The organism is Exiguobacterium sp. s183, assembly GCF_018617655.1.
GTDB classification, from domain to species: domain Bacteria; phylum Bacillota; class Bacilli; order Exiguobacteriales; family Exiguobacteriaceae; genus Exiguobacterium; species Exiguobacterium aestuarii_A.
This window is the reverse complement of record NZ_JACSKN010000006.1, coordinates 69,034-95,535: the sequence shown is the minus strand read 5'-3', so window position 1 is coordinate 95,535 and position 26,502 is coordinate 69,034. Positions and strand designations below refer to the sequence as shown.

At 51.3% G+C, this 26,502-nt stretch carries 23 protein-coding genes; 20 read left to right on the top strand and 3 right to left on the bottom strand.

Features of this window, described 5'->3' with window-relative positions; all coding sequences use genetic code 11:
* Window positions 1–61: 61 nt before the first annotated feature.
* The 7 genes from cccB to KNP62_RS13335 all read left to right on the top strand — a co-directional run bounded on the left by cccB (window position 62) and on the right by KNP62_RS13335 (window position 8,098).
* Window positions 62–397 (top strand): cytochrome c551, encoded by a 336-nt coding sequence (gene cccB, locus KNP62_RS13365; protein WP_214785865.1) that lies wholly within the window; start codon window positions 62–64, stop codon window positions 395–397.
* Window positions 398–507: 110 nt separating this feature from the next.
* Complete coding sequence (locus tag KNP62_RS13360; RefSeq protein ID WP_214785863.1) at window positions 508–2,115, top strand: BCCT family transporter; 1,608 nt, start codon at window positions 508–510, stop codon at window positions 2,113–2,115.
* Window positions 2,116–2,467: 352 nt separating this feature from the next.
* Window positions 2,468–3,154 (top strand): cell division ATP-binding protein FtsE, encoded by a 687-nt coding sequence (ftsE, locus tag KNP62_RS13355; protein WP_074033670.1) that lies wholly within the window; start codon window positions 2,468–2,470, stop codon window positions 3,152–3,154.
* Window positions 3,144–4,046: a permease-like cell division protein FtsX gene (gene ftsX / locus KNP62_RS13350; RefSeq protein WP_214760056.1), complete on the top strand. Its 903-nt coding sequence runs from the start codon at window positions 3,144–3,146 to the stop codon at window positions 4,044–4,046. The genes ftsE and ftsX overlap by 11 nt, the downstream gene beginning before the upstream one ends.
* A 23-nt stretch (window positions 4,047–4,069) precedes the next feature.
* Window positions 4,070–5,410, top strand: a complete 1,341-nt coding sequence (locus KNP62_RS13345) for a murein hydrolase activator EnvC family protein (protein WP_214785861.1) — start codon at window positions 4,070–4,072, stop codon at window positions 5,408–5,410.
* Between the two features lie 101 nt (window positions 5,411–5,511).
* Window positions 5,512–6,915: a S41 family peptidase gene (locus KNP62_RS13340; RefSeq protein ID WP_214785859.1), complete on the top strand. Its 1,404-nt coding sequence runs from the start codon at window positions 5,512–5,514 to the stop codon at window positions 6,913–6,915.
* Window positions 6,916–6,958: 43 nt separating this feature from the next.
* Window positions 6,959–8,098 carry a PDZ domain-containing protein gene (locus KNP62_RS13335; RefSeq protein WP_214785857.1) on the top strand — a complete coding sequence of 380 codons (1,140 nt, stop codon included), beginning with the start codon at window positions 6,959–6,961 and terminating at the stop codon, window positions 8,096–8,098.
* 65 nt (window positions 8,099–8,163) lie between these two features.
* Here the strand turns inward: KNP62_RS13335 and glpK are convergent, their stop codons facing one another.
* Both glpK and KNP62_RS13325 read right to left on the bottom strand, forming a co-directional pair.
* On the bottom strand, window positions 8,164–9,681 hold the full coding sequence (gene glpK / locus KNP62_RS13330) for a glycerol kinase GlpK (protein ID WP_214785855.1): 1,518 nt from the start codon (window positions 9,679–9,681) through the stop codon (window positions 8,164–8,166).
* 28 nt (window positions 9,682–9,709) lie between these two features.
* Entirely contained in the window at window positions 9,710–10,417 is a 708-nt protein-coding gene (locus KNP62_RS13325) for an MIP/aquaporin family protein (RefSeq protein WP_214746002.1), read from the bottom strand.
* A 452-nt stretch (window positions 10,418–10,869) separates the two neighbouring features.
* Here KNP62_RS13325 and uvrB point away from each other — a divergent pair, with 452 nt between their 5' ends.
* From uvrB to KNP62_RS13310, 3 genes are all read left to right on the top strand, one after another.
* Window positions 10,870–12,840 carry an excinuclease ABC subunit UvrB gene (gene uvrB, locus KNP62_RS13320; protein WP_214746005.1) on the top strand — a complete coding sequence of 657 codons (1,971 nt, stop codon included), beginning with the start codon at window positions 10,870–10,872 and terminating at the stop codon, window positions 12,838–12,840.
* Window positions 12,841–15,714, top strand: a complete 2,874-nt coding sequence (uvrA, locus tag KNP62_RS13315; RefSeq protein WP_214785853.1) for an excinuclease ABC subunit UvrA — start codon at window positions 12,841–12,843, stop codon at window positions 15,712–15,714.
* A gap of 65 nt (window positions 15,715–15,779) precedes the next feature.
* On the top strand, window positions 15,780–16,949 hold the full coding sequence (locus tag KNP62_RS13310; RefSeq protein WP_214785851.1) for a DUF4097 family beta strand repeat-containing protein: 1,170 nt from the start codon (window positions 15,780–15,782) through the stop codon (window positions 16,947–16,949).
* 37 nt (window positions 16,950–16,986) lie between these two features.
* Here KNP62_RS13310 and KNP62_RS13305 read toward each other — a convergent pair whose 3' ends face one another.
* Window positions 16,987–17,343: a hypothetical protein gene (locus KNP62_RS13305; RefSeq protein WP_214785849.1), complete on the bottom strand. Its 357-nt coding sequence runs from the start codon at window positions 17,341–17,343 to the stop codon at window positions 16,987–16,989.
* Between the two features lie 148 nt (window positions 17,344–17,491).
* On the opposite strand from KNP62_RS13305, the gene hprK reads away from it, so the two are divergent.
* The 10 genes from hprK to KNP62_RS13255 all read left to right on the top strand — a co-directional run bounded on the left by hprK (window position 17,492) and on the right by KNP62_RS13255 (window position 26,464).
* Window positions 17,492–18,427, top strand: a complete 936-nt coding sequence (hprK, locus tag KNP62_RS13300) for an HPr(Ser) kinase/phosphatase (protein ID WP_214693573.1) — start codon at window positions 17,492–17,494, stop codon at window positions 18,425–18,427.
* 2 nt (window positions 18,428–18,429) lie between these two features.
* A complete protein-coding gene (lgt, locus tag KNP62_RS13295; RefSeq protein ID WP_074033649.1) occupies window positions 18,430–19,248 on the top strand; it encodes a prolipoprotein diacylglyceryl transferase in 819 nt (272 codons plus the stop codon).
* A complete protein-coding gene (ppaX, locus tag KNP62_RS13290; protein ID WP_214693572.1) occupies window positions 19,248–19,898 on the top strand; it encodes a pyrophosphatase PpaX in 651 nt (216 codons plus the stop codon). The genes lgt and ppaX overlap by 1 nt, the downstream gene beginning before the upstream one ends.
* Window positions 19,891–20,373 carry an acyltransferase gene (locus tag KNP62_RS13285; RefSeq protein ID WP_214785847.1) on the top strand — a complete coding sequence of 161 codons (483 nt, stop codon included), beginning with the start codon at window positions 19,891–19,893 and terminating at the stop codon, window positions 20,371–20,373. Before ppaX ends, KNP62_RS13285 begins: the two co-directional genes overlap by 8 nt.
* 294 nt (window positions 20,374–20,667) lie before the next feature.
* On the top strand, window positions 20,668–22,140 hold the full coding sequence (locus tag KNP62_RS13280; protein ID WP_214785845.1) for a tetratricopeptide repeat protein: 1,473 nt from the start codon (window positions 20,668–20,670) through the stop codon (window positions 22,138–22,140).
* A 68-nt stretch (window positions 22,141–22,208) separates the two neighbouring features.
* Window positions 22,209–23,162 carry a thioredoxin-disulfide reductase gene (gene trxB / locus KNP62_RS13275; protein ID WP_074033640.1) on the top strand — a complete coding sequence of 318 codons (954 nt, stop codon included), beginning with the start codon at window positions 22,209–22,211 and terminating at the stop codon, window positions 23,160–23,162.
* A gap of 120 nt (window positions 23,163–23,282) precedes the next feature.
* Window positions 23,283–24,155 (top strand): RNase adapter RapZ, encoded by an 873-nt coding sequence (gene rapZ / locus KNP62_RS13270; RefSeq protein ID WP_074033636.1) that lies wholly within the window; start codon window positions 23,283–23,285, stop codon window positions 24,153–24,155.
* A 1-nt stretch (window position 24,156) separates the two neighbouring features.
* Entirely contained in the window at window positions 24,157–25,152 is a 996-nt protein-coding gene (locus tag KNP62_RS13265) for a gluconeogenesis factor YvcK family protein (protein ID WP_214693569.1), read from the top strand.
* A gap of 34 nt (window positions 25,153–25,186) precedes the next feature.
* Complete coding sequence (gene whiA, locus KNP62_RS13260; protein ID WP_074033630.1) at window positions 25,187–26,140, top strand: DNA-binding protein WhiA; 954 nt, start codon at window positions 25,187–25,189, stop codon at window positions 26,138–26,140.
* Between the two features lie 84 nt (window positions 26,141–26,224).
* Complete coding sequence (locus KNP62_RS13255) at window positions 26,225–26,464, top strand: CopG family transcriptional regulator (protein ID WP_074033629.1); 240 nt, start codon at window positions 26,225–26,227, stop codon at window positions 26,462–26,464.
* The last annotated feature ends 38 nt before the right edge of the window (window positions 26,465–26,502 follow it).

The following is a 26,502-nucleotide window of genomic DNA, read 5'->3' as shown; positions in this document are numbered from 1 at the left end:
ACGTGAACGGCTATAATGGTAAATGTAGGTCATTTCTACAACTTAGGAGGGGAACGTGGTTATGAAAAAATGGATGATGGCCATCGGCCTCGGCGCCATGCTGACACTCGGCGCATGTGGCGGCGGCGAAGAAGAGGACACGTCGAGCAACGGGGATTCGGGCTCGAACACGGCATCGGTTGACGCGGAAGCGGTATACGCACAAAACTGTGCGGCATGTCACGGTGCGAACCTTGAAGGAATGAGTGGTCCGTCACTCGAGCAAGTCGGTGCTCGTCTGTCGGCAGAAGAGATTGAAAACGTCATCCGTAACGGTCAAGGCGCAATGCCTGCGAACGTTATCGAAGACGATGAAGAGATCATGGCGGTCGCCGCTTGGCTCGCTGAGAAAAAATAAGACATCGGAGCATGGAGTGACTATTCACCCCGTGCTTTTTTGTTTGTGGGTATGTTCTTAAGGGAAATATGTAAGGGATTGCAGAAGTTATGGAAATGGAGTGAGGACAATTGAAGACGAAGTTGATTGACTGGCCGACTTTTATTGGCTCGTTTGTACTACTGTTAGGGGTGACGTTACCGCTCATTTTCTTCCCGGAGACTGGTAAGGCGTGGGTCGGGGCGGCGAACGAATACATGACCTCTAACTTCGGAGTATTGTACTTAGCGATGGGCTTAGGTGCATTCGGATTTTTGATTTTCATTGCCTTCAGTAAGAATGGTCATATCAAGTTAGGTCGTGAAGATGAAGAACCCGAGTTCAGCACGTTCTCGTGGGCGGCGATGTTGTTTGCTGCCGGTATCGGGTCGAGTATCCTGTATTGGTCAGTCATCGAATGGGTCTACTATTATCAAGGACCGCCGTTCGGGTTGACACCTGAGTCACCTGAAGCGATTCAGTGGTCGACGGCATACGGCATGTTCCATTGGGGACCGATAGCCTGGGCAATCTATACGTTACCGGCACTGCCGATCGCCTATTTCTTCTATGTGCGTAAAAAGTCAGTACTTAAAGTCAGTGAAGCGGTACGTCCCGTGATCGGCAAATGGGCGGATGGACCACTCGGTAAATTGATTGATATCTTATTTATTTTTGGGTTATTAGGCGGTGCCGGGACGACGCTCGCGCTCGGGACACCGATGATTGCCGAAGGGGTCAACGAACTGACCGGGATTCCGGTCACACTCGGGATGCAGGCCGCCATCATGTTGGTTTGTACCGTCATCTTCGCCGTCAGCTCGTATGTCGGACTGAAGGGCGGGATTAAAGTACTGAGTGACTTGAACATCTGGCTCGCGCTCGGGATTTTAACGTTCGTCTTCATCTTTGGACCGACACGCTTCATTTTGGAGACGACATTCAACGGAGTCGGGATTGTCATGGACAACTTCTTCCGCATGGCGACGTGGATGGAACCGTTCGGTGACTTCGGCGGATTCACGACAACGGGGTTCCCTGAATCATGGACTGTATTCTATTGGGCATGGTGGCTCGTGTACGCACCGTTCGTCGGACTGTTCGTCGCCCGCATCTCGCGCGGCCGGACGATTCGGAATATGATCTTCGGGACAATGGTGTACGGGACGCTCGGATGTATCCTGTTCTTCGGGATTCTCGGGAACTACGGACTGTACCTCCACTTGAGTGGCACGTTCGATGTCGTCGGCTATATGGCGGCGAACGGACCAGCTCCGACCATCATCGCCATCATCAGCCAGTTGCCATTCGGTAAGGTTGTCGTCGGCGTCTTCACGCTTCTCGCCATCATCTTCTTGGCGACGACGTTCGATTCATCGTCTTACATTTTGGCATCGGTCACACAGAAACATGTCGAGGACGAGCCGATCGTCTGGAACCGTCTCTTCTGGGCGTTCGCACTTGCGATCATGCCACTCACGCTCATGTTCCTCGGCGGACTTGATACGCTACAGACGGCGAGTATCGTAGGTGGATTCCCGCTGATCTTTATCATGTTCCTCCTGGCCTGGTCGTTCGTCCGAGTGTCGAGTCGGGATATCCGAGCCTCCGATGATTATGAATCGTCGACGATTCATATCAAATATCGGAAACGGAAAAAGTCTCCGTTTGACGCATTGAAAGAAAAACCACATGACTAATTATTGACGATATCGTGAAGGGTGTTCCTACGGGAGCACCCTTTTTGAAGTGCGGTTTCAACTTTTTCTTACATATAGAGAAGGCGAGGTTCTTCGCGACATTTTCCCACCGAACTCAATCGAACTGAAACACTCCTGTAATGGTCTTTTAAAAGTTGGATTGATATAATTGTAGTCGCTTCAACTATGCCCTAGATGAATTTTTGACCAGGCGAATATGAAAAACGACACCTTGACAGCGGGAGTCGTTTCCTGTAAAAAAGACTCTAGGCGAAATATACAGTAACTAAAACAATTGATTCAACTTCGTCATAGATGCATACAAATATAAAAAAAGGGTAGGGAATACGTTATGATCTCGATGCAAAAAGTCAGTAAAGTATATCCAAACGGTGTCGTAGCCATGGATGACCTCGATCTAGAGATTCGCGACGGCGAGTTCCTTTATGTGGTCGGGCCTTCCGGTGCCGGAAAGTCGACCTTCATGAAGATGATTTATCGTGAGGAGAAACCGACGGCCGGTCAATTGTTGATTGACGGACTAGATGTCGGAAAAATTAAAGACCGGCACGTACCGAAGCTGCGCCGCCAACTCGGCGTCATCTTCCAAGACTTCAAGTTGCTTCCGACACTCACTGTCTATGAGAACGTTGCGTTCGCATTAGAAGTCGTCGGGGCAGACGCGACGTCGATTCGTAAACAAGTCATGGATGTGTTGAACCTTGTCGGATTGAAAAACAAGGCACGCAACTATCCAGATGAACTCTCAGGTGGAGAGCAGCAACGTGTCTCAATCGCACGGGCGATTGTGAATAAACCAAAACTCATCATCGCCGATGAGCCGACGGGGAACTTGGACCCGGAAACGGCATGGGGCATTATGGAAGTGTTTGAAGAAATTCACCGCCGCGGGGCGACAATCGTCATGGCGACGCACAACCGTGACATCGTCGATAAGATTCGTCACCGCGTCATCGCGATTGAGAATGGGAAAGTAGTTCGCGATGAAGAGAAAGGAGCATATGGCTATGATGTTTAAGACTGGATTGCGCCATTTGCGTGAAGGGTTCAAAGGAACACTTCGTAATGGATGGATGTCGTTCGCGGCGATCAGTGCCGTGACAATCACCTTGTTGCTTGTCGGTGTCTTCGCACTCGTCATGTTCAACGTCAATGAGATCTCGGACAACGTCGAGAACGATGTCGAGATTCAAGTGTTCATCACCCGGACAGCGGATGAGAACTCGGTAGAGAAACTCGGACAGAACATTGAACAGGTGCCGGGCGTCTCGACGGTCACGTTCAGCTCGAAAGAGGATGAATTGCAGAAGTTCCAGACTCAACTCGGGGACGATGCGGCGGCATACGGAACGGTTGAGAAAGACAACCCGCTCCACGCCCGTTATATCGTCAAAGCGCAAGACCCGACAGAATTAGAGGAAGTGGCCAAGTCGGTCGGTTCACTCGAAAATGTAGATGATGTGAAGTACGGAAAAGACTACATCGACAAAATGTTTGCCTTCTTCAACGGGATTCGCATCGGTGGACTCGCGTTGATCGTCGGACTGACATTGATGGCGATGTTCTTGATCTCGAACACGATCAAGATGACCATCTTCTCACGTCGTCGCGAGATTGAAATCATGCGACTCGTCGGAGCGAAGAACAGCTTCATCCGCTGGCCGTTCTTTATCGAAGGACTGCTTCTCGGTATGCTTGGTGCTCTCGTCCCGATTCTCGTCATTTATTTCGGATATGACGTCGCATATAGTGCTTTACAACCATCGCTTGATCAATTGAATAGTGATATATTTAAGTTGATTGATCCATCGACCCTCACGGTACAAGTATCGCTCGTCTTACTTGCACTCGGTGCGTTCATCGGAATCTGGGGATCGACGACATCGCTCGGTCGCTTCTTGAAAATCTAACTTAAATAAGGAGGAGTTGGCGGATGAAACGTTCGCTTGCGCTAGGGTTGTGTGTATCGTTACTTGCCATGCCGGTCATGGCGACAGAGAAAGACACGTTAAAAGCTCGACAAGACCGACTGTCCAATGAATTGGAGGAGTCGAAAAAAGCGCAGGCCGAGACGGATGCCGAGCTCGAGGTCACCGAGGCAGAACGGGATGCCGTGCAGACGGAAATTCTCGTCGTCGATGACCGCTTGAATGATTTGAGTGAACAAATCGCGATTCAACAGCACGAGGTCGATACGGCCCGTGAAGAGCTTGAGGCGACCCGCCAACAACTTTCCGTTCAGGAAGAATACTTGGAAAGTCAGAAGGAACTGTTGAACGAACGCCTTCGCGTCTTACAAGTGCATGAAGATTCTTCTTATTTACAAGTCATTTTTGAGTCCCGTTCCTTCGGCGATTTCGTGACTCGGGTCATGACGGCCCGCACGATCGCTGAGCAGGACCGGGAGCTCATACATAATTATATGAGTGAGATGGAACGTCTCGAGTCGTTAGAGACGACACAGCGTACCCAGCTCTCCTTCATCAAACAAAAAGAGCGTGAGCTCGTCATTACGAAACAAGACCTTGACCGGACGGCCGAAAAGAAACGTGACTTGTTGGTCGAACTGAACGAACAAGTCGAGCAGCTCGAACTCGAAAAAATGACGCGCAGCGAAGAACAAGCCGTCATGGCCGAACAGAACCGGATCATCAGTGAACAGCTTGAGGCAATCGCGACAGCTGAACGAGAAGCCGCTGAAGCGGCAGAACGTGCGAAGCGGGAAGCCGAGGCACGCGCAGCTGAAGAACGGGCACGCGCCGAAAGAGAGGCGCAGGAAGCGGAGACGGAAGTCGCGGCACCTGAAGTGACGCCACCGCCAGCACAGTCGGCTGAAACGCCGACGAACGTGTCCACCTCGACTGGATTCGTCCGTCCCGTTTCTGGTTACGTCTCGAGCCCGTTCGGTCCACGGAACAATCCGTTGACAGGTGTCCCTGAGATTCATAAGGGGATTGACCTCGTTAACGCCCCAGGGACACCAATCGTCGCGAGTGCGCCAGGCGTGGTCATCAAGGCGGCTCCGGCGACAGGATATGGGAACGTCGTCTTCGTCTCCCACGTCATGAACGGAGAAATTTGGACGACCGTCTACGCCCATCTGGATGCAATCACGGTCGGCGCCGGTCAACAAGTCGCAGCAGGGCAAACGGTCGGGACGCTCGGCAACACCGGCTGGTCGACTGGGCCGCATCTCCATTTTGAGCTACATCGAGGAAAATGGGCACCGGGACAACCGAATGCGATTGACCCAGCCCCGTATATTGGATACTGACTAAAGCGGACGCGTCCCAAATATGTGGAACGCGTCCGCTTTTCCTCTCGTTTTTGCTATACTAATGAAAAGACTTACAAAGAGAAATGAGGGACCAACCCGTGAAAAATTCAACCGCAGGACTACTCGCTGGCACAACGTTCGTGGCTGGGGCCGGTGCAGGCCTTGCGACGATGGCGTTTACAGACACATCACTTCCGATTCAGACGAATGCGGAAGGCTGGGATAAAGTCGACCAAGTGCGTGATTTGATTGAAGAACATTCGTTACAAGACATCTCGGAAGAGGATTTATTGACCGGTGCGCTCGATGGTATGACGGCAGCACTCAATGACCCGTATTCGGATTTCTTGGACGCGGAAGAAACATCGCAATTTACCGACTCGATTGAATCGAGTTTTGAAGGAATCGGCGCGACTTTGGAGAAGAAAGGAGAAGACATCTTAATCGTCGCTCCAATCAAAGGCGCTCCAGCCGAGGAGGCGGGTCTTCGTCCCGGTGATATCATCACGGCAGTCGACGGGGAGTCGATCGAAGGGATGGATGTACAAGAAGCCGTTCAGCTCATCCGTGGGGAAAAAGGGACGACCGTCACGTTGACGATTCGCCGTGGCAGTCAGACGGCGGACTATGAGATCACGCGTGACACGATTCCGATTGAGACGGTGTTCTCAGAAGTGAAGGAGCAAGACGGTAAAAAAATCGGTTATCTTCAAGTGACGCAGTTCTCAGAACCGACGGCCGATGAGTTCCTTGAACAACTCGAGCAACTCGAGTCAGAAGATATCGACAGCTTGATCATCGACGTACGTGGGAACCCGGGAGGTCTCTTGCCGGCCGTCATCGAGATGTCGGAAGGATTCGTACCGACATCAAAACCGGTCGTTCAAATCGAAAATGCGGACGGGGACCGTGACGCACAGAATGGACGCGCCCGCGAAGCGAAGCCGTATGAGTTATTCGTCTTGACGGATGAGGGCTCTGCCTCGGCATCCGAGATTTTGACGGGTGCGATGAAAGAAGGGGCAGGCGCAACGATTATCGGGACGAAAACGTTCGGAAAAGGCGTCGTCCAGACGGCGTTCGATTTGGAGGACGGCAGCAACTTGAAGTTGACGACGAGCAAATGGCTCACGCCGGACGGGAACTGGATCAATAAAAAAGGGATTGAGCCGGACATCGAAGTGAAACAACCGGACTTCTTCAATGTGACCCGTGTGTTGACAGAAGATGAGTCACTGAAAGTCGGGGATTACGGCGATGCCGTCTCGAACTTGCATAAAATCTTGACAGGAATCGGTTATGAGCCAGGCGGTCAACCAGGGTACTATGGTGACACGATGGCAGACGCCGTGAAAGCATTCCAGACAGACAATGGTCTCGAGGCTTCTGGGACAGTCGATGAAGAGACCGCTTCGGCGCTCGAATCGAAATTGCTCGAGGCGATTCAAGATGAGGCGAACGATGCCCAATTGAACCGGGCGCTCGAAGAAGCCGCAAAATAACGTTGAATGAAAGAAAGGGTTGGACCGCGTGGAAGTTGTACGAATGAGTGTTACGGCTTTATTGACGTTGTTAGGTAGTCCGCTGTTTTGGGTGACACTCGTCGCCCTTACATACATATCGATGACACGAGTCAAACGAGAACGAGCCATGTTTCGTTCGAGACGACGCTCGCCGAAGTCGGAATGGAAGCATTTCATCTGGCCGAGTCTTCTTCTAGCGGTCCTCTCATCGGCCGCGACGATTCTACTTGAGACGACCATCACGTTTGAATGGGCCGTCTCGTTCACGGTGCTCTATACGCTCGTGGTGTTGACGATGCATCCGCGATTCTTCAATCCGGTGCTTCCGCTCCTTGTCTTGTTCGCGGTCGTCATGTTGCGAGATGTCGTCTCTTACGGGGCGCTCAGTGATTGGGTGAGAGAGCTCGCTCGGGTCGATTGGACGGTCTACGCGCTCACGTTCGGACTCGTCACACTCGCGGAAGCGATTCTCTTGCGCTGGAACGGACCCAAAGAGACGTCGCCGACGCTGATCTTATCGAAACGTGGTCAGTTCATCGGGGGGCATGTCGTCAAACGCATTTGGTTTTTCCCGCTCGTCGTCTTCTTGCCACCGACGTTCGGCCTCGACTGGCCCATGGTGCCGATCATTCTTCCGATTCCGATCGGGGTCAGTTTACTGTCGACCGGTGCCTTACCGGGGACGCTTCTCGCACGATTGAGCAACTATCGCGGGGTACTCGCCTTGATCGCTCTCGGTCTATTCGGTCTCTCGTATGTATGGGAGATCCCGTATGTCGACTATGCGCTGTTCGCCTTGTTCGTTCTTTATGAACTTGGGCTTCAGTGGATCAAACGAGAGAATCGCGGTACGACACCTGTCTTCATCAATGGAAATCGTGGGGCGGTCATCGTGGACACGCTTCCGAATTCACCAGGAGAGGCGATGCAGCTTATCCCAGGTGAATCCATCTATAAAGTGAATGGGACGATCATCACGGGAGGGCACAGTTTTTATGAGGCGCTCCAGCAACATAAACCGTACATCAAGCTCGAGGTGTTGAATCTGAACGGAGATATCCGTTTCGTTCAACGGGCGATGTATGAGACCGATCCACACGAACTCGGTATCTTGTTCGTCGGGGAGCCGACGAGCCCACGTGTCCGACTTCGTAAATTGTAAGAGTATCCATACGGGTACTCTTTTTTTGCATACAAAAAGGGCACCCATGAGGATGCCCTTGCCACTTATACGTCAAGTTTTGATGGTTTGAATGCCATCGTTGCTTCGACAGCGTGTTGCCAACCTTTGTACAGTGCTTCGCGATGAGACTCGTCCATGTTTGGCTCGAACTTCTTGTCGAGTTTCCACTGGTCTTTGATTTCTGCTTGGTCTTTCCAGAAACCAACGGCGAGACCTGCCAAGTAGGCGGCACCGAGTGCAGTCGTTTCACTTACTTCAGGACGTTCGACCGGTACATCGAGGATGTCCGATTGGAACTGCATGAGGAAGTTGTTGCTGACGGCTCCACCATCGACGCGGAGTGTCTTCAAGTTGATGCCTGAATCGTTCTCCATTGACGTGAGGACATCACGTGTCTGATAAGCGAGTGATTCGATCGTCGCACGGACCAATTGTTCTTTCTCCGTTCCGCGTGTGAGACCGAAGATGGCACCACGTACGTCAGAGTTCCAATATGGTGCACCGAGACCAACGAAGGCAGGTACGACATAGACGCCCTCTGTCGATTCGATTCGCGTCGCATACTGTTCCGAGTCTTTCGCGGATTTCAACATCCGCAATCCGTCACGGAGCCACTGAATTGCCGAACCGGCGACGAAGATTGAACCTTCGAGCGCGTATTCGACTTTTCCGTTATAGCCCCACGCGATTGTCGTCAATAGACCGTGATCCGATTTGACGGCTTCTTCACCCGTGTTCATGAGCATGAAGCAACCCGTTCCGTACGTGTTCTTTCCTTCACCTTTTTCGAAGCACGTCTGACCGAACAAGGCAGCCTGTTGGTCACCTGCGGCTCCGGCAATCGGTACTTCAAATCCGAAGAAGTGATACGGGATCGTATTCGCATAGACTTCACTCGAAGGCTTGACTTCAGGAAGCATCGATTTCGGTACCGTCAAGATGTCGAGTAACTCGTCATCCCACTTCTGTTCGTAAATGTTATACATGAGTGTACGTGATGCGTTCGAATAATCTGTCACGTGGGCTTTACCACCTGAGAGTTTCCAGATGAGCCATGTGTCGATTGTTCCGAAGAGAAGTTCACCGTTCTCGGCTTTCTCACGAGCGCCTTCGACGTTATCCAAAATCCATTTGACTTTCGTACCTGAGAAGTAGGCGTCGATGAGAAGACCCGTTTTGTCACGAACCATGTCCGAGTGACCTGCCGCTTTTAGCTCTTCACAGATATCAGCCGTTTGACGTGATTGCCAAACAACCGCGTTATAAACAGGACGTCCTGTTTCTTTCTCCCAAACGACCGCAGTCTCACGTTGGTTCGTGATCCCGATTCCTGCGATTTCATTCGGGTCGATATCCGCCGAACCGAACGCTTCCGCCATAACGGCGAGGACAGAACCCCAGATCTCATTGGCGTTATGCTCAACCCAGCCTGGTTTTGGGAAGTATTGTTTGAATTCGCGCTGTGCGACTGTGACGATTTTTCCATCATGATCAAAAATGATTGCCCGTGAACTTGTCGTTCCTTGGTCCAATGCTAAAATATAACGTTTTTCTTTCGCCATATGTGATTTCCTCCTTCAAAATTATGTGTTAAGGGACGAGAATGCCGTAAACGAGTGCGGCGATGACAGCACCGATAATCGGACCGACAACTGGAATCCATGAATAGCCCCAGTCTGAAGATCCTTTTCCTTTAATCGGAAGAATGGCGTGCGCGATACGTGGCCCAAGGTCACGTGCCGGGTTGATCGCATATCCCGTCGTACCACCGAGCGAGAGACCGATTGAGACGATCAAGAAACCAACGATGAGCGGATTGAGTCCATCTGCGAATGTGTTTGCCCCGAATGACAACAACGCGAACAAGAGGACGAATGTTCCGATAATCTCACCAATCAAGTTGTACGGTGTGCTTCGGATACCTGGTGCAGTAGAGAACGTTGCGAGTTTCAAGCCTGGATCGTCCGTCGCATCGTAATGCGGCTTGTAGTGGACATATACCAAACATGCCCCGATGAACGCTCCGATAAACTGAGCAAGGATGTAGAGTGGGACATCGGCCCATGGGAATTCGCCTGCTGTCGCGAGACCAATCGTGACGGCAGGGTTGATGTGTGCGCCTCCGTAAATACCGGCTGCGTAGACCCCGACCATAACGGCAAGACCCCAACCCATGGTGATAACAATCCAGCCAGAGTTTTCCGCTTTGGAATGGCGGAGGACGACGCCGGCGACGACACCGTTACCGAGCAGAATCAATAGCATCGTACCGATAATTTCACTTACAAATGCTGACATGTGATACTCCCCTTTCTCCCTTATGCAATTTGACTTACCACTTCATTATATGCCCAAAATGTAAGCGTTTTAAAACAGTGTTTTTCAAAAATCCTACTTTTTTCCTACAAATGTTCACATTTACACCTGTAAACTTCACATAAAGAGTCAGATGGAGAGCGAGAAGTATACGATTTTGACATCCTTTAAAAAAAATCACGGGAATTTCAATCGAATAGGAACAAGGTCCAGGATCCGACTTTTCGTGTTCTATGCTACAAAAACGATTGTGAAGCGTTTCTCGAAGGTTGAACACAACAAGATTTGATGTTTCTTTTGAGACAGTAAAGGAAAAAGAAATGATGATATATAAGAGAAAAGGCTTAAATCCGTATGCAAGCTAATAAGCGAATATTTGTTCGTGTCTATGGTATAATCAAGACACTATGAAATGAGAAGGTGAGGAGTATCTTATGGAATCGATTCCGTTTGCATTACAATCTGAATTTCAACCAGGAGGTGACCAGCCTGAAGCGATTCGACAACTTGTCGAAGGCGTCAATCGGGGTGACCGTTATCAGACACTCCTCGGGGCGACCGGAACAGGGAAGACGTTCACCGTCTCGAACGTCATCCAAGAAGTGAAGAAGCCGACACTCGTCCTGGCTCACAACAAGACGCTCGCTGGTCAATTGTATTCCGAGTTCAAAGAGTTCTTCCCGAACAACGCGGTCGAATATTTTGTCAGTTACTATGACTATTATCAACCAGAAGCGTACGTGCCTTCGACCGATACGTTCATCGAGAAGGATGCCTCTATCAACGATGAAATTGATAAGCTGCGTCACTCGGCGACGTCGGCTCTCTTCGAGCGGGATGACGTCATCATCGTTGCATCCGTTTCCTGTATATATGGTCTCGGTAACCCGGAAGAATATCGCAGTCTCGTATTGAGTCTCCGCGTCGGTAAAGAGATGGGTCGTGATGAGATGCTTCGTAAGCTCATCGACATTCAATATGAACGAAACGATATCGACTTCCAGCGTGGACGTTTCCGTGTACGTGGGGACGTCGTCGAAATCTTCCCGGCGTCACGTGACGAACACTGCATGCGCATCGAATTTTTCGGGGACGAGATTGACCGGATCCGTGAGATGGACCCGTTGACGGGTGAAATCATCGCGGACCGTGATCATGTCGCCATCTTCCCGGCATCCCACTTCGTCACGCGTGACGAGAAACTGCAAAAAGCAATCGTCAACATCGAAGCGGAACTCGAGGAGCAGCTCGAGAAGTTCCGTGAAGAAGGGAAGCTACTTGAGGCACAGCGTCTTGAGCAGCGAACGCATTACGATTTGGAGATGATGCGTGAAATGGGGTATTGTTCAGGCATCGAGAACTATTCGCGACACTTGAACTTGATGCCGGAGGGCTCGACCCCGTATACATTGATCGACTACTTCCCGGAAGACTTCCTCCTCGTCGCCGATGAGTCACACGTGACGCTCCCGCAAGTGCGCGGGATGTATAACGGGGACCAGGCGCGGAAACAAGTGCTCGTCGACCACGGGTTCCGTCTTCCTTCTGCGAAGGACAACCGTCCGCTCAAATTCGATGAGTTCGAGAAAAAATTGTCACAAGCGATCTTCATCTCGGCGACACCAGGTCCGTACGAGCTCGAACATACACCGAACATGATCGAGCAGATCATTCGTCCGACAGGGTTACTCGACCCGACCATCGAGATTCATCCGATCAAAGGACAAATCGACTACTTGATGGACCAGATTCGCGAACGCATCAAGCGAGACGAGCGCGTTCTCGTGACGACACTCACGAAGAAAATGGCAGAAGACTTGTCCGACTACTTGCGTGAAGCGGGAATCAAGGTCAACTATATGCACTCCGAGATCAAGACGCTCGAACGGATTGAGATCATCCGTGACCTTCGTCTCGGGAAATATGACGTGCTCGTCGGAATCAACTTGTTACGAGAAGGGCTCGACATTCCGGAAGTCAGTCTCGTGACGATTCTCGATGCCGATAAGGAAGGATTCCTCCGTTCCGACCGTTCGCTCATCCAGACGATTGGACGGGCGGCCCGTAATGCGAACGGACACGTCATCCTATTTGCGGACAAGATGACCGATTCGATGGCACGAGCCATCGAAGAGACGGATCGTCGTCGGACAATCCAACAAGCATATAATGAAGAACATGGCATTACGCCACAGACGATTCGAAAAGACGTCCGTGGTGTCATCCGAGCGACGGTCGAGGCCGAAGAAGAGGCACTCGAATCGCTCAGTACGATGAAGCCGGCCGAACGCGAGGCGGCGATTGCCAAACTAGAAGAAGAAATGAAGCAAGCGGCGCGCGATCTCCAGTTCGAGCGTGCGGCCGAATTGCGTGACTTAATCTTGGAGTTGAAGGTAGGGAATTAAATGGCTGAAAAGAAAAATGCGATTGTCATCAAAGGGGCACGCGTCAACAATTTAAAAAATATCGACATCGATATCCCACGTGACCAGCTCGTCGTCTTGACGGGCTTGTCCGGCTCCGGGAAGTCGTCGCTCGCGTTCGACACGATTTATGCGGAAGGGCAGCGACGCTACGTCGAGAGTTTATCTGCGTACGCTCGTCAGTTCCTCGGACAGATGGATAAGCCGGACGTCGATACGATTGAAGGCTTAAGTCCGGCCATCTCGATCGACCAGAAGACAACGAGCCGAAACCCGCGCTCGACCGTCGGAACGGTGACAGAGATTTACGACTATCTCCGACTCTTGTTCGCACGAATCGGGAAACCGGTCTGTCCGAACCACGGTATCGAGATCTCGAGTCAGACGATTTCGCAGATGGTCGACCAGGTGATGGAATTGCCGGAACGGACGCGACTTCAGATTTTGGCACCGATCGTGTCAGGTCGTAAAGGAACGCACGTCAAAGTGTTCGATTCGTTGAAGAAAGAAGGATTCGTCCGTGTCCGCGTGAACGGAGAGACCATCGAATTGACAGATGAGATCGAGCTCGACAAAAACAAGAAGCACTCGATCGAAGTCGTCGTCGACCGTCTTGTCGTCCGACCTGACGTCGAAGGGCGCCTTGCCGACTCTCTCGAGACGGCGTTACGCCTCGCCGACGGACGTGTCATCATCGACAAGATGGACGGGACCGAGCTTCTTTTCAGCGAACACCACGCTTGCCCGATTTGTGGATTCTCGATTGGAGAACTCGAGCCACGTATGTTCTCTTTCAACTCACCGTTCGGGGCTTGCCCGACGTGTGATGGTCTTGGGACGAAACTAGACGTCGACCCAGAACTCGTCATCCCTGATCCATCGAAGACGTTAAAAGAAGGGGCGGTCGCTGCATGGCAACCGACGAGTTCCCAGTACTATCCGCAACTGTTGGCGGCGATGTGCCAGCATTTCAACATCGACATGGACGTGCCGTTCGAACGTCTGTCAAAACGTGACCAGGACCTCGTCTTGAACGGTTCTTCGGAAGAGTCATTCCTCTTCCGTTATGAGAACGACTTCGGTCAGGTCCGGACGAACACAATCTTCTTTGAAGGGGTGCTCCGTAACATCGAGCGACGCTACCGGGAGACAACGTCCGACTACATCCGCGAACAGATGGAGATGTATATGGCGACCCACGCCTGCCCGACATGTCACGGCTATCGCTTGAAAGAAGAGTCACTCGCCGTCAAGATCACCGGCCAGCACGTCGGACAAGTGACGGAAAAGTCTGTCGTGAATGCACTCGCGTTCTTCGAAGGACTGAATGAACAGCTCAGTGAAAAAGATATCGCCATCGCCCGTCTTATCTTGCAGGAGATTCGAGAGCGACTCAGCTTCTTGAATAACGTCGGTCTCGACTATTTGACGCTGTCTCGTGCCGCGGGAACCCTCTCAGGTGGAGAAGCCCAGCGGATTCGACTTGCGACGCAAATCGGTTCACGTCTCACAGGTGTCTTGTACGTCCTCGATGAACCGTCGATCGGTCTTCACCAACGAGACAACGACCGTTTGATTGCCACGCTCAAACAGATGCGAGACATCGGCAACACGCTCATCGTCGTCGAGCATGATGAAGATACGATGATGGAAGCCGACTATTTGATCGATATCGGACCCGGTGCCGGGGAGCACGGTGGACAAGTCATCGCTGCCGGGACGCCGAAGCAACTGATGAAAAACAAGAACTCGCTCACGGGTCAATACCTTGCCGGGAAGAAGTTCATCCCGCTCCCGGCTGAACGGAAGATGCCGGACGAACGGTTCTTGAAGATCGTCAAGGCGGAAGAGAACAACTTGAAAGATGTCGACGTCTCGATTCCGCTCGGGATGTTCGTCGCCGTGACGGGTGTATCCGGTTCTGGGAAATCGACACTCATCAACGAGATTCTCTATAAATCGCTCGCACACAACATGAACCGTGCCAAAGCGAAGCCAGGGAAACATAAGAAGATTGAAGGTCTTGAGCATATCGATAAAGTCATCGATATCGACCAATCTCCAATCGGGCGTACACCGCGTTCAAACCCGGCGACGTATACGGGCGTCTTCGACGACATCCGTGACGTCTTCGCCTCGACGAACGAAGCGAAGATGCGCGGCTATAAGAAAGGGCGCTTCAGTTTCAACGTGAAAGGCGGACGCTGTGAAGCGTGCCGTGGGGACGGAATCATCAAAATCGAGATGCACTTCTTGCCGGACGTGTACGTGCCATGTGAAGTCTGTCACGGGAAACGCTATAACCGCGAGACGCTCGAAGTGAAGTATAAAGGGAAGACGATTGCCGATGTCCTCGATATGACGATTGAGGAAGGGCTCGAATTCTTTGACAAAATTCCGAAAATCAAGCGAAAGATTCAGACCATCTATGACGTCGGTCTTGGCTATATGAAACTCGGTCAGCCAGCGACTGAACTTTCCGGCGGGGAAGCCCAGCGTGTCAAACTCGCTTCGGAGCTTCATAAACGTTCGACCGGGAAGACGATTTATATTTTGGACGAACCGACGACAGGTCTTCATGTCGACGACATCGCACGCTTGTTGAAAGTGTTGCAGCGCCTCGTCGAGAACGGGGACACGGTGCTCGTCATCGAACATAACCTTGACGTCATCAAGTCAGCCGATTATTTGATTGACCTCGGACCAGAAGGCGGGGACGGCGGCGGACTCATCGTCGCGACGGGAACGCCGGAAGAAGTTGCCGAAGTGTCTGGGTCGTATACCGGCAAGTATTTGAAGCCGGTCCTCGAACGAGATGCGGCTCGCGTGAAACCAAAAGCAGGAAAAAAGAAATAAGTATAGAAATGGTGAGAAACGGGAAGGTAATTGACGTGCAACCAAATTGAAGGGGGAAAACGAACGTGAAACAAGAAATGCGTGAACTGATTCTCCAGCAAGTGAAGGAAGGCAAGATGACAATCGAGGAGGCGATGACGCAACTCGAGCGTCTCGAGCGCCTCGAACCAGAACAAGTCCAGGCGTTAGAAGAGCGACAAGACACGGAGAAGGTCGATGCCTATTCGGTCGAATCGCTCACGACGAAACTGACGTCTGCGGTAGAAGGACTCGTCACGAAGCTTCGTGACAGCGACTTCTCCTTCAGCTCGAACTTCGGACCAGAAGTGACGTATTCGAAATCATTCCCATTCACGGGTAGCGACATCTCACTCGATCTCTTCAACGCATCGGCGACCATCGTCTCGTCAGATGCAGAAGATTGTGAGCTCATCGTGACCGGTCGTCCGCTTCGCCAACAAGACGCGGACAAAGCGCTCGAACAGTTGCAATCGGCGGTCAAGCATTCCGTCATTGGTGACCGTCTCGTCGTCTCCTTGCGTGACAAGCTCGTCCGGGCCCACGTGGAACTGTACGTCCCGCACCACCATTTCAACCATCTTCATATTCAGACGTTGAACGGGGAAGTCCGTGCCGATGGTTTGGACGTTGAGAACGTCCGCGTGCAAACGGCGAACGGTCGCGTTGTCCTACATGAAGTACACGCGTCTGAACTCCTTCTCAATACCGGAAACGGGACAGTCGAGGTGGAAGGCGTTGAGGCGGAGCTCGTGCACGTCCGTACCGGAAACGGGGCCGTCATCGTCGGAGGGAAGTACGATAAAGCATCCCTCAAGACAGGGAACGGCAACATCCGCGCGGAACTCGCGACAGCACGTCCGGCCAAGTTCGAACTCGCTTCGCTCGCCGGAAATATTCGACTCGTGTTGCCACACGGCGTCGAGGTGGAAGGAGAACTCGAGACGAACTTCGGGGGACTCCACTGCTTACTCGACGAACTCGAGATCATTCGTGACCGAAAAGACGTTGCGCAGCGTCGTCTCGAATTCTTGTCCGGTCGAGGTCAAACGCCTCGCATCGAAGTCGAAGCGGGTACACGTACCGGTACAATCGATTTGGAACACGGATCGGTGTATACACCGTCGACTTTCCTTGAGGAAGAACAGACGGAGCCGTCGGATCCGGTCGATCCCGTCGACCCAGCCGATTTGAATAATCCGTTCCATCAACAATAAGCAAATCCCGAAGGCGCTGCCTTCGGGATTTTTTTGATTACAAATTCATTTCATACTCCATCTGTTGCCAATCCATCATCTGTGTATCAAACATCGTGAATGCACTAATCGCAAAGACGATAAAGAGAACGGGACCGGCAATCAACAAGATGATTCCGAGAAGTCGCATCGATTTCGAGCGATTCCAGTAGAAGATGATCCCGACAATCATCGAGATGAGCGCACCGGATAAGAAGAATCCGATGATATTCAAAATGAACAAGAGCAAGACCGTCTCGTTTTTCGTCGCCGCATACTCTTTCCACATATCAATCAATGACTTGATCAAATACACGAGCGTACCGATTCCGATGATAAACGCAAATATAAAAATCAACCAAATCCAAGTATCCATCATTTCACCTCCTCTATTTGCCTATACCCTTCCTACGAACGCCATGTATGAAAGTTTCAACAATTTTTTGACACGTTCTTCATCACTTCCCTAACGCTTCCGAGAAAGAGCTATGATACAATAATGAGCGTGAAAGGGGCAGATACTGATGCAGAATATCGTACGTACAGCTCAAGTCGTTGAGCGTTTTAAACTTCAAGTCATTGCGGGAGAAGAGGGCCTTCATCGTCCGGTCGCCACACCTGACCTTAGTCGACCAGGACTCGTCCTCGCCGGTTATTACACGCACTATGCGAAAAATCGTCTTCAAGTGCTCGGGAAGACGGAGTTGACTTTCTATGCGAGCTTATCGGAAGAAAAGCGTCGCGAGCGTGCCCGTATTTTATGTACGGAATCGACACCTGGGATTTTAATCACACGTGGATTTGATATTCCGACAGAAATCGAAGAAGAAGCGGAAGCGGCAAACGTCCCACTCATGCGGACGAATGCGGTGACGACATCAATCGAGTCGCAAATCACGAACTTCCTCGAGATGGAACTTGCACCGATGACAGCGATGCACGGCGTCCTTGTCGACATTTACGGCGTCGGCGTCCTCATCAAAGGACAGAGCGGTGTCGGGAAATCGGAGACCGCGCTTGAACTCGTCAAACGAGGGCACCGTCTCGTCGCCGATGACTCGGTCGAGATTCGTCAAACGGGCGACCAGCTCCTCGTCGGTTCAGCACCGAAGCTGATTCGCCACTTGCTTGAGATTCGTGGAATTGGCATCATCGATGTCATGACCTTGTTCGGCGCAGGTGCGGTCCGGTCACATAAGAAGATCAGTCTCATCGTCAACTTAGAGAACTGGGACGCTGGAAAAGTGTATGACCGCGTCGGACTCGATCACAACACGATGAAAATCATCGACAGTGAAGTCCCGCTCCTCACGATCCCTGTCCGCCCAGGTCGAAACTTAGCGGTCATCATCGAGGTCGCAGCGATGAACTATCGTCTGCAAAACATGGGCATCAATACGGCTGAAGAGTTTGCGGAACGTCTCGCAAACGCGATTCAGGACACTGAAGGAGACTTGTGATCATGGTAGAACCGACATTTGATCGTGTAGCGTTTGAAATCGGGTCTCTGCCGATTTACTGGTATGGTATGATTATCGCCTTCGGGGCAATGCTCGGACTCGTTCTTGCCCTTTACGAAGCGAAGCGCATCAACTATGATTCGGAACGACTCGTTGACGTCGTCATCTGGTCGATTCCAATTAGTATCATCTTCGCGCGTATTTACTACGTGACGTTCCAATGGGATTACTACTCAGAGAATCTCGGACAGATCATCGATATCCGTCAAGGCGGGATTGCCATTCACGGTGCCATCTTCGGGGCACTCCTTGTCGTCATCGTCTATTGTATGCGAAAATCGATGTCGTTCTGGAAAGTCACAGACATCCTGGCACCATCACTTCTCCTCGGACAAGCCATCGGGCGCTGGGGGAACTTCATGAACCAAGAGGCCCATGGTGGCGAAACGACGCGTAGCTTCTTACAAGACACGCTCATGCTACCGGATTGGATCGTCAATCAGATGTATATCGACGGGGCATACTATATCCCGACGTTCCTCTATGAAAGTGTATGGAACATCATCGGGGTCATCCTCCTCGTCGCATGGCGTATGATTGGAAACCCACGTCGCGGATACATCTTCTTGTCGTATCTCGTCTGGTATTCGATCGGTCGCTTCTATATCGAGGGACTCCGGACGGATAGTCTCATGTCAGGCGATTTGCGTGCGGCCCAAATGGTGTCGATCGCTTTGATCCTCTTCGGTATCGTCATGATGGTCCTTCGCCGCAATGCGAAACGATACAATGACCCATCAGAGAAAGGATTGTTTGATTAATGGATACGCTCTTATTTGACTTAGACGGTACGTTACTCGATACGAACCCGCTCATCATCGCCAGCTTCCGTCATACGTTCGACTATTATTTCCCGGAACATACGTATCGGGATGAGGACATCTATCGCTTCATCGGACCGACGCTCGAGAAGTCGTTCCGTGAATTGAACGAAGCAGAATGGAAAGAGATGCAGGCGTTCTATCGGAGTTTCAACATCGCCATGCACGACCAACTCGTCGCTGAGTACCCGGGTGTCATCGAAGGACTATATCGTCTTCATGCGAAAGGGTACAAGATGGGCGTCGTCACATCGAAAGGGCGTCCGGTCGTCGAACGGGGCCTTCGGTTGTTCAAAATCGACCACTTGTTTGATGTCGTCGTGACAGCTGACGATGTCGAGAATGAAAAGCCGCACGCTGAACCGGTCGAACGTGCTCTTCAAGCGCTCGGCTCGTCTCCGGAACGAGCGGTCATGGTCGGTGACAACGATACGGACATCTTCAGCGGAAAGAATGCTGGGACGAAGACGGTCGCTGTCGGGTGGGCGCTAAAAGGTCGCCCGTTCCTCGAGTCACTCGAGCCGGACGTCATCATCGACTCGATGGAACATTTCGAGGCATGGCTTGATGAGGTCAGCGTCCATGCGTAAGACGAAACGGTTTCGCATCGACGGACCGAACCCACTTTGGCAGATGTATCGGACGATTCGCTTCCTAAGTGTCTTCAAAAACACGGCGGTCGTGCTCGTCGGGCGTTACTTCCCTTCGGTGAAGGCGAAGCGGTGGTTGTACCGGACGTTTCTCGGGATGAACATCGGAGAGTATAGTGCTCTCGCCCTCATGGTCACGCCGGACGTCATGTTCCCGGAACGGATCACCATCGGTCGGAACACGGTCATCGGATTCAACTCGACGATTCTCTGTCATGAGTATCTCGTCGATGAGTATCGAATCGGAGATGTCGTCATCGGAAATGAAGTCTTGATTGGAGCGAACGTGACCATCTTACCGGGCGTGACAATCGGCGACGGAGCCGTCGTCGGTGCAGGAGCGGTCGTGCATCGCGACGTCTTGCCGGGAGAGCGGGTCGTCGGTTCGAAACTCCAGTCGCTGACACATATTTGACACAATTTTTCGCAAAATGTTTTTATGCCTCTTTTGTATAGAGACATGAAAGAATACTTGAGCGGTATCACTTTTTTTAAAAGGGATACCGCTTTTTAATGGGAAAATGAACCGAAATGAAGGAATCATATTTTCGCTCAAAAACAATTTTTGAACCTAGTAAAAAATATTCATTATAGAGGGAATATAGTCGCAATTTTTTTTAACTTTTTCAGTTGCCCTCGTTGTTCGAGTGCGGTATTCTTATCCCTGCAACTAAAAAAAGATTTAGAGATGATGTGGAGGATTTAGAATATGGAAGCGAACTATGAAGCAGTAATGACGCTACCCGAACCAGAATCTCCGCTCGCTGCGGAGCTCCACTACTATAGAGGTCGTCGTGCGTTACGGGAAGGTCGCCTAGATGAAGCGACTTTTTTCATGGCTGAAGCGACAGCGGCAGCCACGCATCGCGTCGACTATCATAAACAGTACGCAGAACTGTTATTTGAAGTAGGGGAGGTCTACCACGCCAATGACGTGTGGAAACGAGTATTAGAGCTCGACGAGACCGCGACAGAGGCGCTCTATCACTTAGCGAGCAACTGTGCCTATGTCTCTCAATATGAAGAAGCGGCGAACTATGCATCTGAATATCTCGCACGTGACACGAAAGGTCACTACGCGGAAGCCGTGCAATCCCTTCTCGAACTAATCGAACTCGAACAAGAGCTCGAGGACGAGGAAGAAGACGAATTGATCACATGGCATTCAGAGGCGCAGCGTCAAATCGACAAAGGACGGCTATTTGCGGCAAAGGCGACGCTCGAGCGTTTAATCGGGCAGTATCCATCGTTTTGGCCGGCCTATAATAATCTATCCGTCGTCAGTTTTTATCTCGGCGACGACCAAGCGGCGTTTCGGACGCTCGAGTACGTGCTCGACCAAAACCCTGGCAACTTGCATGCGATCTTGAACACGATTCTCTTGCTGCATGAAGCAGGACAATCCGAAGCGGCGATGCAATTATCGACGCCACTCACACGTGTTCGTCCACTCCAGTTTGATTTACGTTACAAATTGGCGACGACACTCGCGCTCGTCGGTCATTATGACCGTGCGTATGAAGAGTTACGTCTATTGAAAGAACGCGGGTTTCGCGGTGACGCATTGTTCGGGCATTGGCTCAGCGTGTCTGCCTATAAGACAGGACGATTAGAAGAGGCAGCCACCTACTTGAACAAAGATGAGATGAAACGGTTTGAAGAGAAGCAAAGTTTCGATATTCGAGAAAACCTCGAGTTTCGTTCGGCGCTCGTCCAAGGACTTCGTCAAGAGACGGACTTGGCCCGGGTCGAGATCATTCGAATCATTTCTAACTTGAAAGACGATGAGGCGTTTGAAGCGCTCGCGCTGACGAACGCCGTGACGGAGAACGAGACGGTCCGTGCGTTTGCGGAAATGTGTCGTGCCGACCTTTGTCAGCAATCGTTCCAAGGAGACGCTCGTGTCAAACGCGCGTTTGATGCCCTTGTCCTTGCCGAATCACATGTTTCGGAAGCGGAACGGATGAGCTTAGAAGGTGATTTTTATGAACGATTTGCTACGCTTCTGTTATCGGACGAAGCATTCATGGACGTAACGGCATCGGCCGCTGCGCTCGTCTGGATGTTTTATACGAAACGAGACGCCTTGATTCTCGAGGACTGTGCGAACGCCTTCCATCTCCCGGTCGACACGTTGACGGAGACGGTTCGTTCGTTCAAACGGACACTCGAACAAGCATAAAGATAGACGATACCCATACAGGTTTCTTATACTAAAGGCAATCAATATTTTGCAGAGGTGGAATCAACATGACAGAAGAAAAAATTTATGACGTCATTATCATCGGTGCCGGCCCTGCCGGAATGACCGCTGCGCTATATGCTTCACGTGCGAACCTTTCAACACTTATGATCGAACGCGGAATTCCTGGTGGTCAGATGGCCAACACGGAAGACATCGAGAACTACCCAGGATACGACAGCATTCTCGGTCCTGACTTGTCTCAAAAAATGTTCGACCATTCGAAAGCGTTCGGTGCGGAGTATGCGTATGGGGACGTACAAAGCATCTCGGATGAAACAGAATACAAAATCGTGCATGCGCACAACCGCGACTATAAAGCGCGTGCCATCATCCTCGCCTCTGGTGCTCAGTATAAGAAAATCGGTGTACCGGGTGAAGAAGAACTCGGCGGCCGTGGCGTATCGTACTGTGCGGTATGTGACGGAGCATTCTTCAAAGGAAAAGATCTCTTCGTCATCGGTGGTGGCGACTCAGCCGTTGAAGAAGGTGTCTTCTTGACACGTTTCGCGAACAAGGTGACGATCGTTCACCGTCGAGATGAGCTCCGCGCTCAAAAGATTCTTCAAAAACGTGCGTTCGACAATGAGAAAATTGATTTCATTTGGAACCACACATTGAAAGAAATCACAGAGAAAGACGGTAAAGTCGGTGGCGCTCGTCTCGTCAGCACGGTTGACGGTACAGAGACAGACCATGAAATCGACGGCGTCTTCATCTATATCGGCATGAACCCGATCACTGGATTCGTCCAAGACCTCGGGATCACGAACGAGCAAGGCTATATCGTCACGAACGAGGCGATGGAAACGAAGATTCCTGGAATCTTTGCTGCCGGTGACGTTCGTGACAAAACGCTCCGCCAAGTCGTCACGGCGACGAACGACGGATCGATTGCCGCTCAGAACGCTCAGCACTTCATCGAGGGGCTCCTCGAATCGTTGCAAGAACAAAACGCATGATTCAAGAAGGTAGGACTGCGGGGAACCGCGGTCCTTCTCTTTTTTTCGGACGTTCGTTATACTAGATGGAGAGAGCTACACACACGGCTCGGTTGTCAATTTTAAGGGGGCGTCAGCGAGATGGAAGATTTTAAAGGATTAGAAGAATTGATCATCATCAGCGGAATGAGCGGGGCTGGGAAGTCGGTCGCGATGAATAGTTTCGAGGATCTCGGCTATTTCTGTGTCGATAACTTGCCACCGGTTCTTTTGCCACAATTGATTGATGTCATCAGCTCGGTCCGACCGAAAATCGCGGTCGCCATTGATACACGTACGAGAGATTTTATCGATAGCCTGTTCATCGTCATCGACGATTTAGAAAAGAAGAACGTACACCCACATCTTTTGTACTTAGAGACGCGTGACGATGTGCTCGTTCGTCGCTACAAAGAGACGCGACGCTCACATCCGCTCGCACCAGAGGACGCGCCACTCGTCGGCATCCAGATGGAGCGCGAACTGTTGGAAGGGTTCCGCGACCGTGCCCATACGCTTTATGACACGAGTGATTTGAAGCCGCAGATGCTGAAGGACCGCATCTTGCAACAGTTCAACGAGGAACGCATCCCGTTCACGGTCAACTTTATGTCGTTCGGATTCAAACACGGGGTCCCACTCGATGTGGATTTACTGTTCGATGTCCGCTTTATCACGAACCCGTTCTATATCCCTGAGCTTCGGCCGCTCACGGGTCAGACGACGGAAGTGCAAGACTATGTCATGTCACACCCGGAAGCGCGGGCGTTTTATAAGAAGTTGATCGATATGCTCGAATTCCTGCTTCCACAATATAAGCGGGAAGGGAAGACACAGATTGTCGTGGCGTTCGGTTGTACGGGTGGGAAACACCGCTCGATCACGTTCGCCGAGAAAGTGTCGGAGCATTTCGCGGAGCGCTACAACGTGAAGACGGTCCACCGTGACCTTGCCCACGCGACGAAGGAGAAATGATATGAGACGAGATCGGAAAGTAGTGGCCATCGGTGGGGGGACAGGTTTGTCCACCCTCGTCCGAGGCTTGAAGCATTATCCGCTCGACATCACCGCTATCGTCACGGTCGGGGACGACGGAGGCAGCTCAGGACGCCTTCGTGACGAATTTCATATGTTGCCCCCGGGCGACATCCGAAATGTCATCTTGGCCCTGTCAGAAGTCGAGCCGTTGATGGATAAAATCTTACAGTATCGTTTCGACACGGGGTATGGCCTAGAAGGTCACTCGCTCGGGAACTTGATGCTGACGGCGGCGACACATATTTGTGAAGGCTCGTTCGTCAAAGCGATTGACGTCATGTCGCAGCTCTTGAACGCACAAGGGAAAGTGTTGCCGGTGACGGAGACGCTCATGACGCTCGCGGCGGAGTTTGAGGATGGGACGATCGTCAAAGGCGAATCGAAGATCCCACTCCATCAGCAGCCAATCAAACGCCTGTTTTTACTCGAAGAAGGCATCAAGCCGGCCCCAGGGGTCGTGGAAGCGATCGAGTCGGCAGATGTCATCGTGCTCGGTCCCGGGAGTCTCTATACGAGCATCATCCCGAACCTACTCATCCCAGACGTGCGAGAAGCCATCGTCCGTTCACAAGTCCCGGTCGTCTATATTTGTAACGTCATGACACAACCGGGCGAGACGAAGGGCTATGACGCCATGAAACATTTAAAATCCATCGAAGCTTATCTCGGGAAGGCGTCGATTGATACGATTGTCGTCAATAACGAGCCAATCGATGAAGAATATTTAGAGCGTTACCTCGAGGACGGATCGGAAGAGGTCCGCTTCGACCGGAAGAAACTCCGAAACTATGGAACGAACGTCCTTGCGGGAGATATCGTCGATTACAATCGGGATTATATCCGTCACGACTCCGACGCTATCGCTGGACTCGTCATGCAACGGGTGCTTCGAATCAAGAAGCCGCGCTCGTTCCAACAGTTAGAATTGAAATAAGAATCGTTTGAAAGACAGAAAGGAGGGGGACTCGATGAGCTTTGCATCAGATGTGAAGAAAGAACTGACACAACTTGAAGTGAATGACGCCGAGGCGAAAGCGGAATTGTCGGCACTCGTTCGGATGAACGGGGTCATCTCGCTCGCCCTAGGACGAGGCATGACGCTCGACGTCTCGACCGAAAACGCCTCAATCGCCCGTCGGATGTATTCGTTGATGAAACGTCTCTACGACCATCCATTAGATTTGTTCGTACGGAAGAAAATGCGTCTGAAAAAGAATAACGTCTATATCGTCCGGGTGTCACAGCACGCGGAGACGATGCTTCGTGACCTCGAGATTCTCGGGGAACATTATGAGATGATCCGAACACTGAACTCGGATATGACACGTGACGAGAACTTGGCACGCGCCTACTTGCGTGGGGCTTTCCTCGCTGGAGGATCCATCAACCATCCGAAGACGTCGTCGTATCACCTCGAAGTCTACAGCTTATATGAAAACCATAACCAGGCGCTACGCGATTTGGCGAATCGGTTTGATTTGAATGCGAAGACGCTCGAACGGAAAAAAGGGCACATTCTCTATATGAAGGAGAGCGAGAAAATATCCGACTTCCTCAAGTTGATTGGTGCGACACGCGGAATGCTCGAATTTGAGGATGCACGCATCATCAAGGACATGCGCAACTCCGTCAACCGTCTCGTCAACTGTGAGACGGCCAACTTGAACAAGACGGTCGGGGCGGCGTTACGCCAAGTGGAGAACATCAAGTTCTTGGAGCGGACGGTCGGACTCGATGTCTTGCCGAAAAAACTCCGGGAAATCGCCGAACTGCGTGTCACGCATCAAGACGTCTCGTTACAAGAACTCGGGGAGATGCTCGAGTCAGGACCGATCTCGAAGTCTGGAATTAACCATCGACTTCGTAAAATTGACCAAATTGCCGAGCGTGTGCGGAGTGGCGACGAGATCGCCTCATCGTGACGCGGTTGCACCAAAACCATTCTTCCTATATAATAAGCAACTGGAATAGGTTTACTGAATAGGAATTAAAGGAGCTTCATCACTATGTCGAATGAAAAGAAAAGATTATCGCTCACGATTGACGCTAAGCTCGACCAAGTCATCACGGAGCGCGCAAAAGAAATCGGAATTCCGAAGAGTGCACTCGTCACGTTCGCAACAAGCCTTCTCTTGAACCAGCTTCGTGCAGAAGAGTTGTTGAACGGAGATAAGAACGCGATCTACGAAGTGATTCGTAAAGACTATGAATTGCTCACGAGCGTGAAAAATCTAGATACGAAATAATAAGGTTGACTTCGGTCAGCCTTTTTTAGTTGCATCTC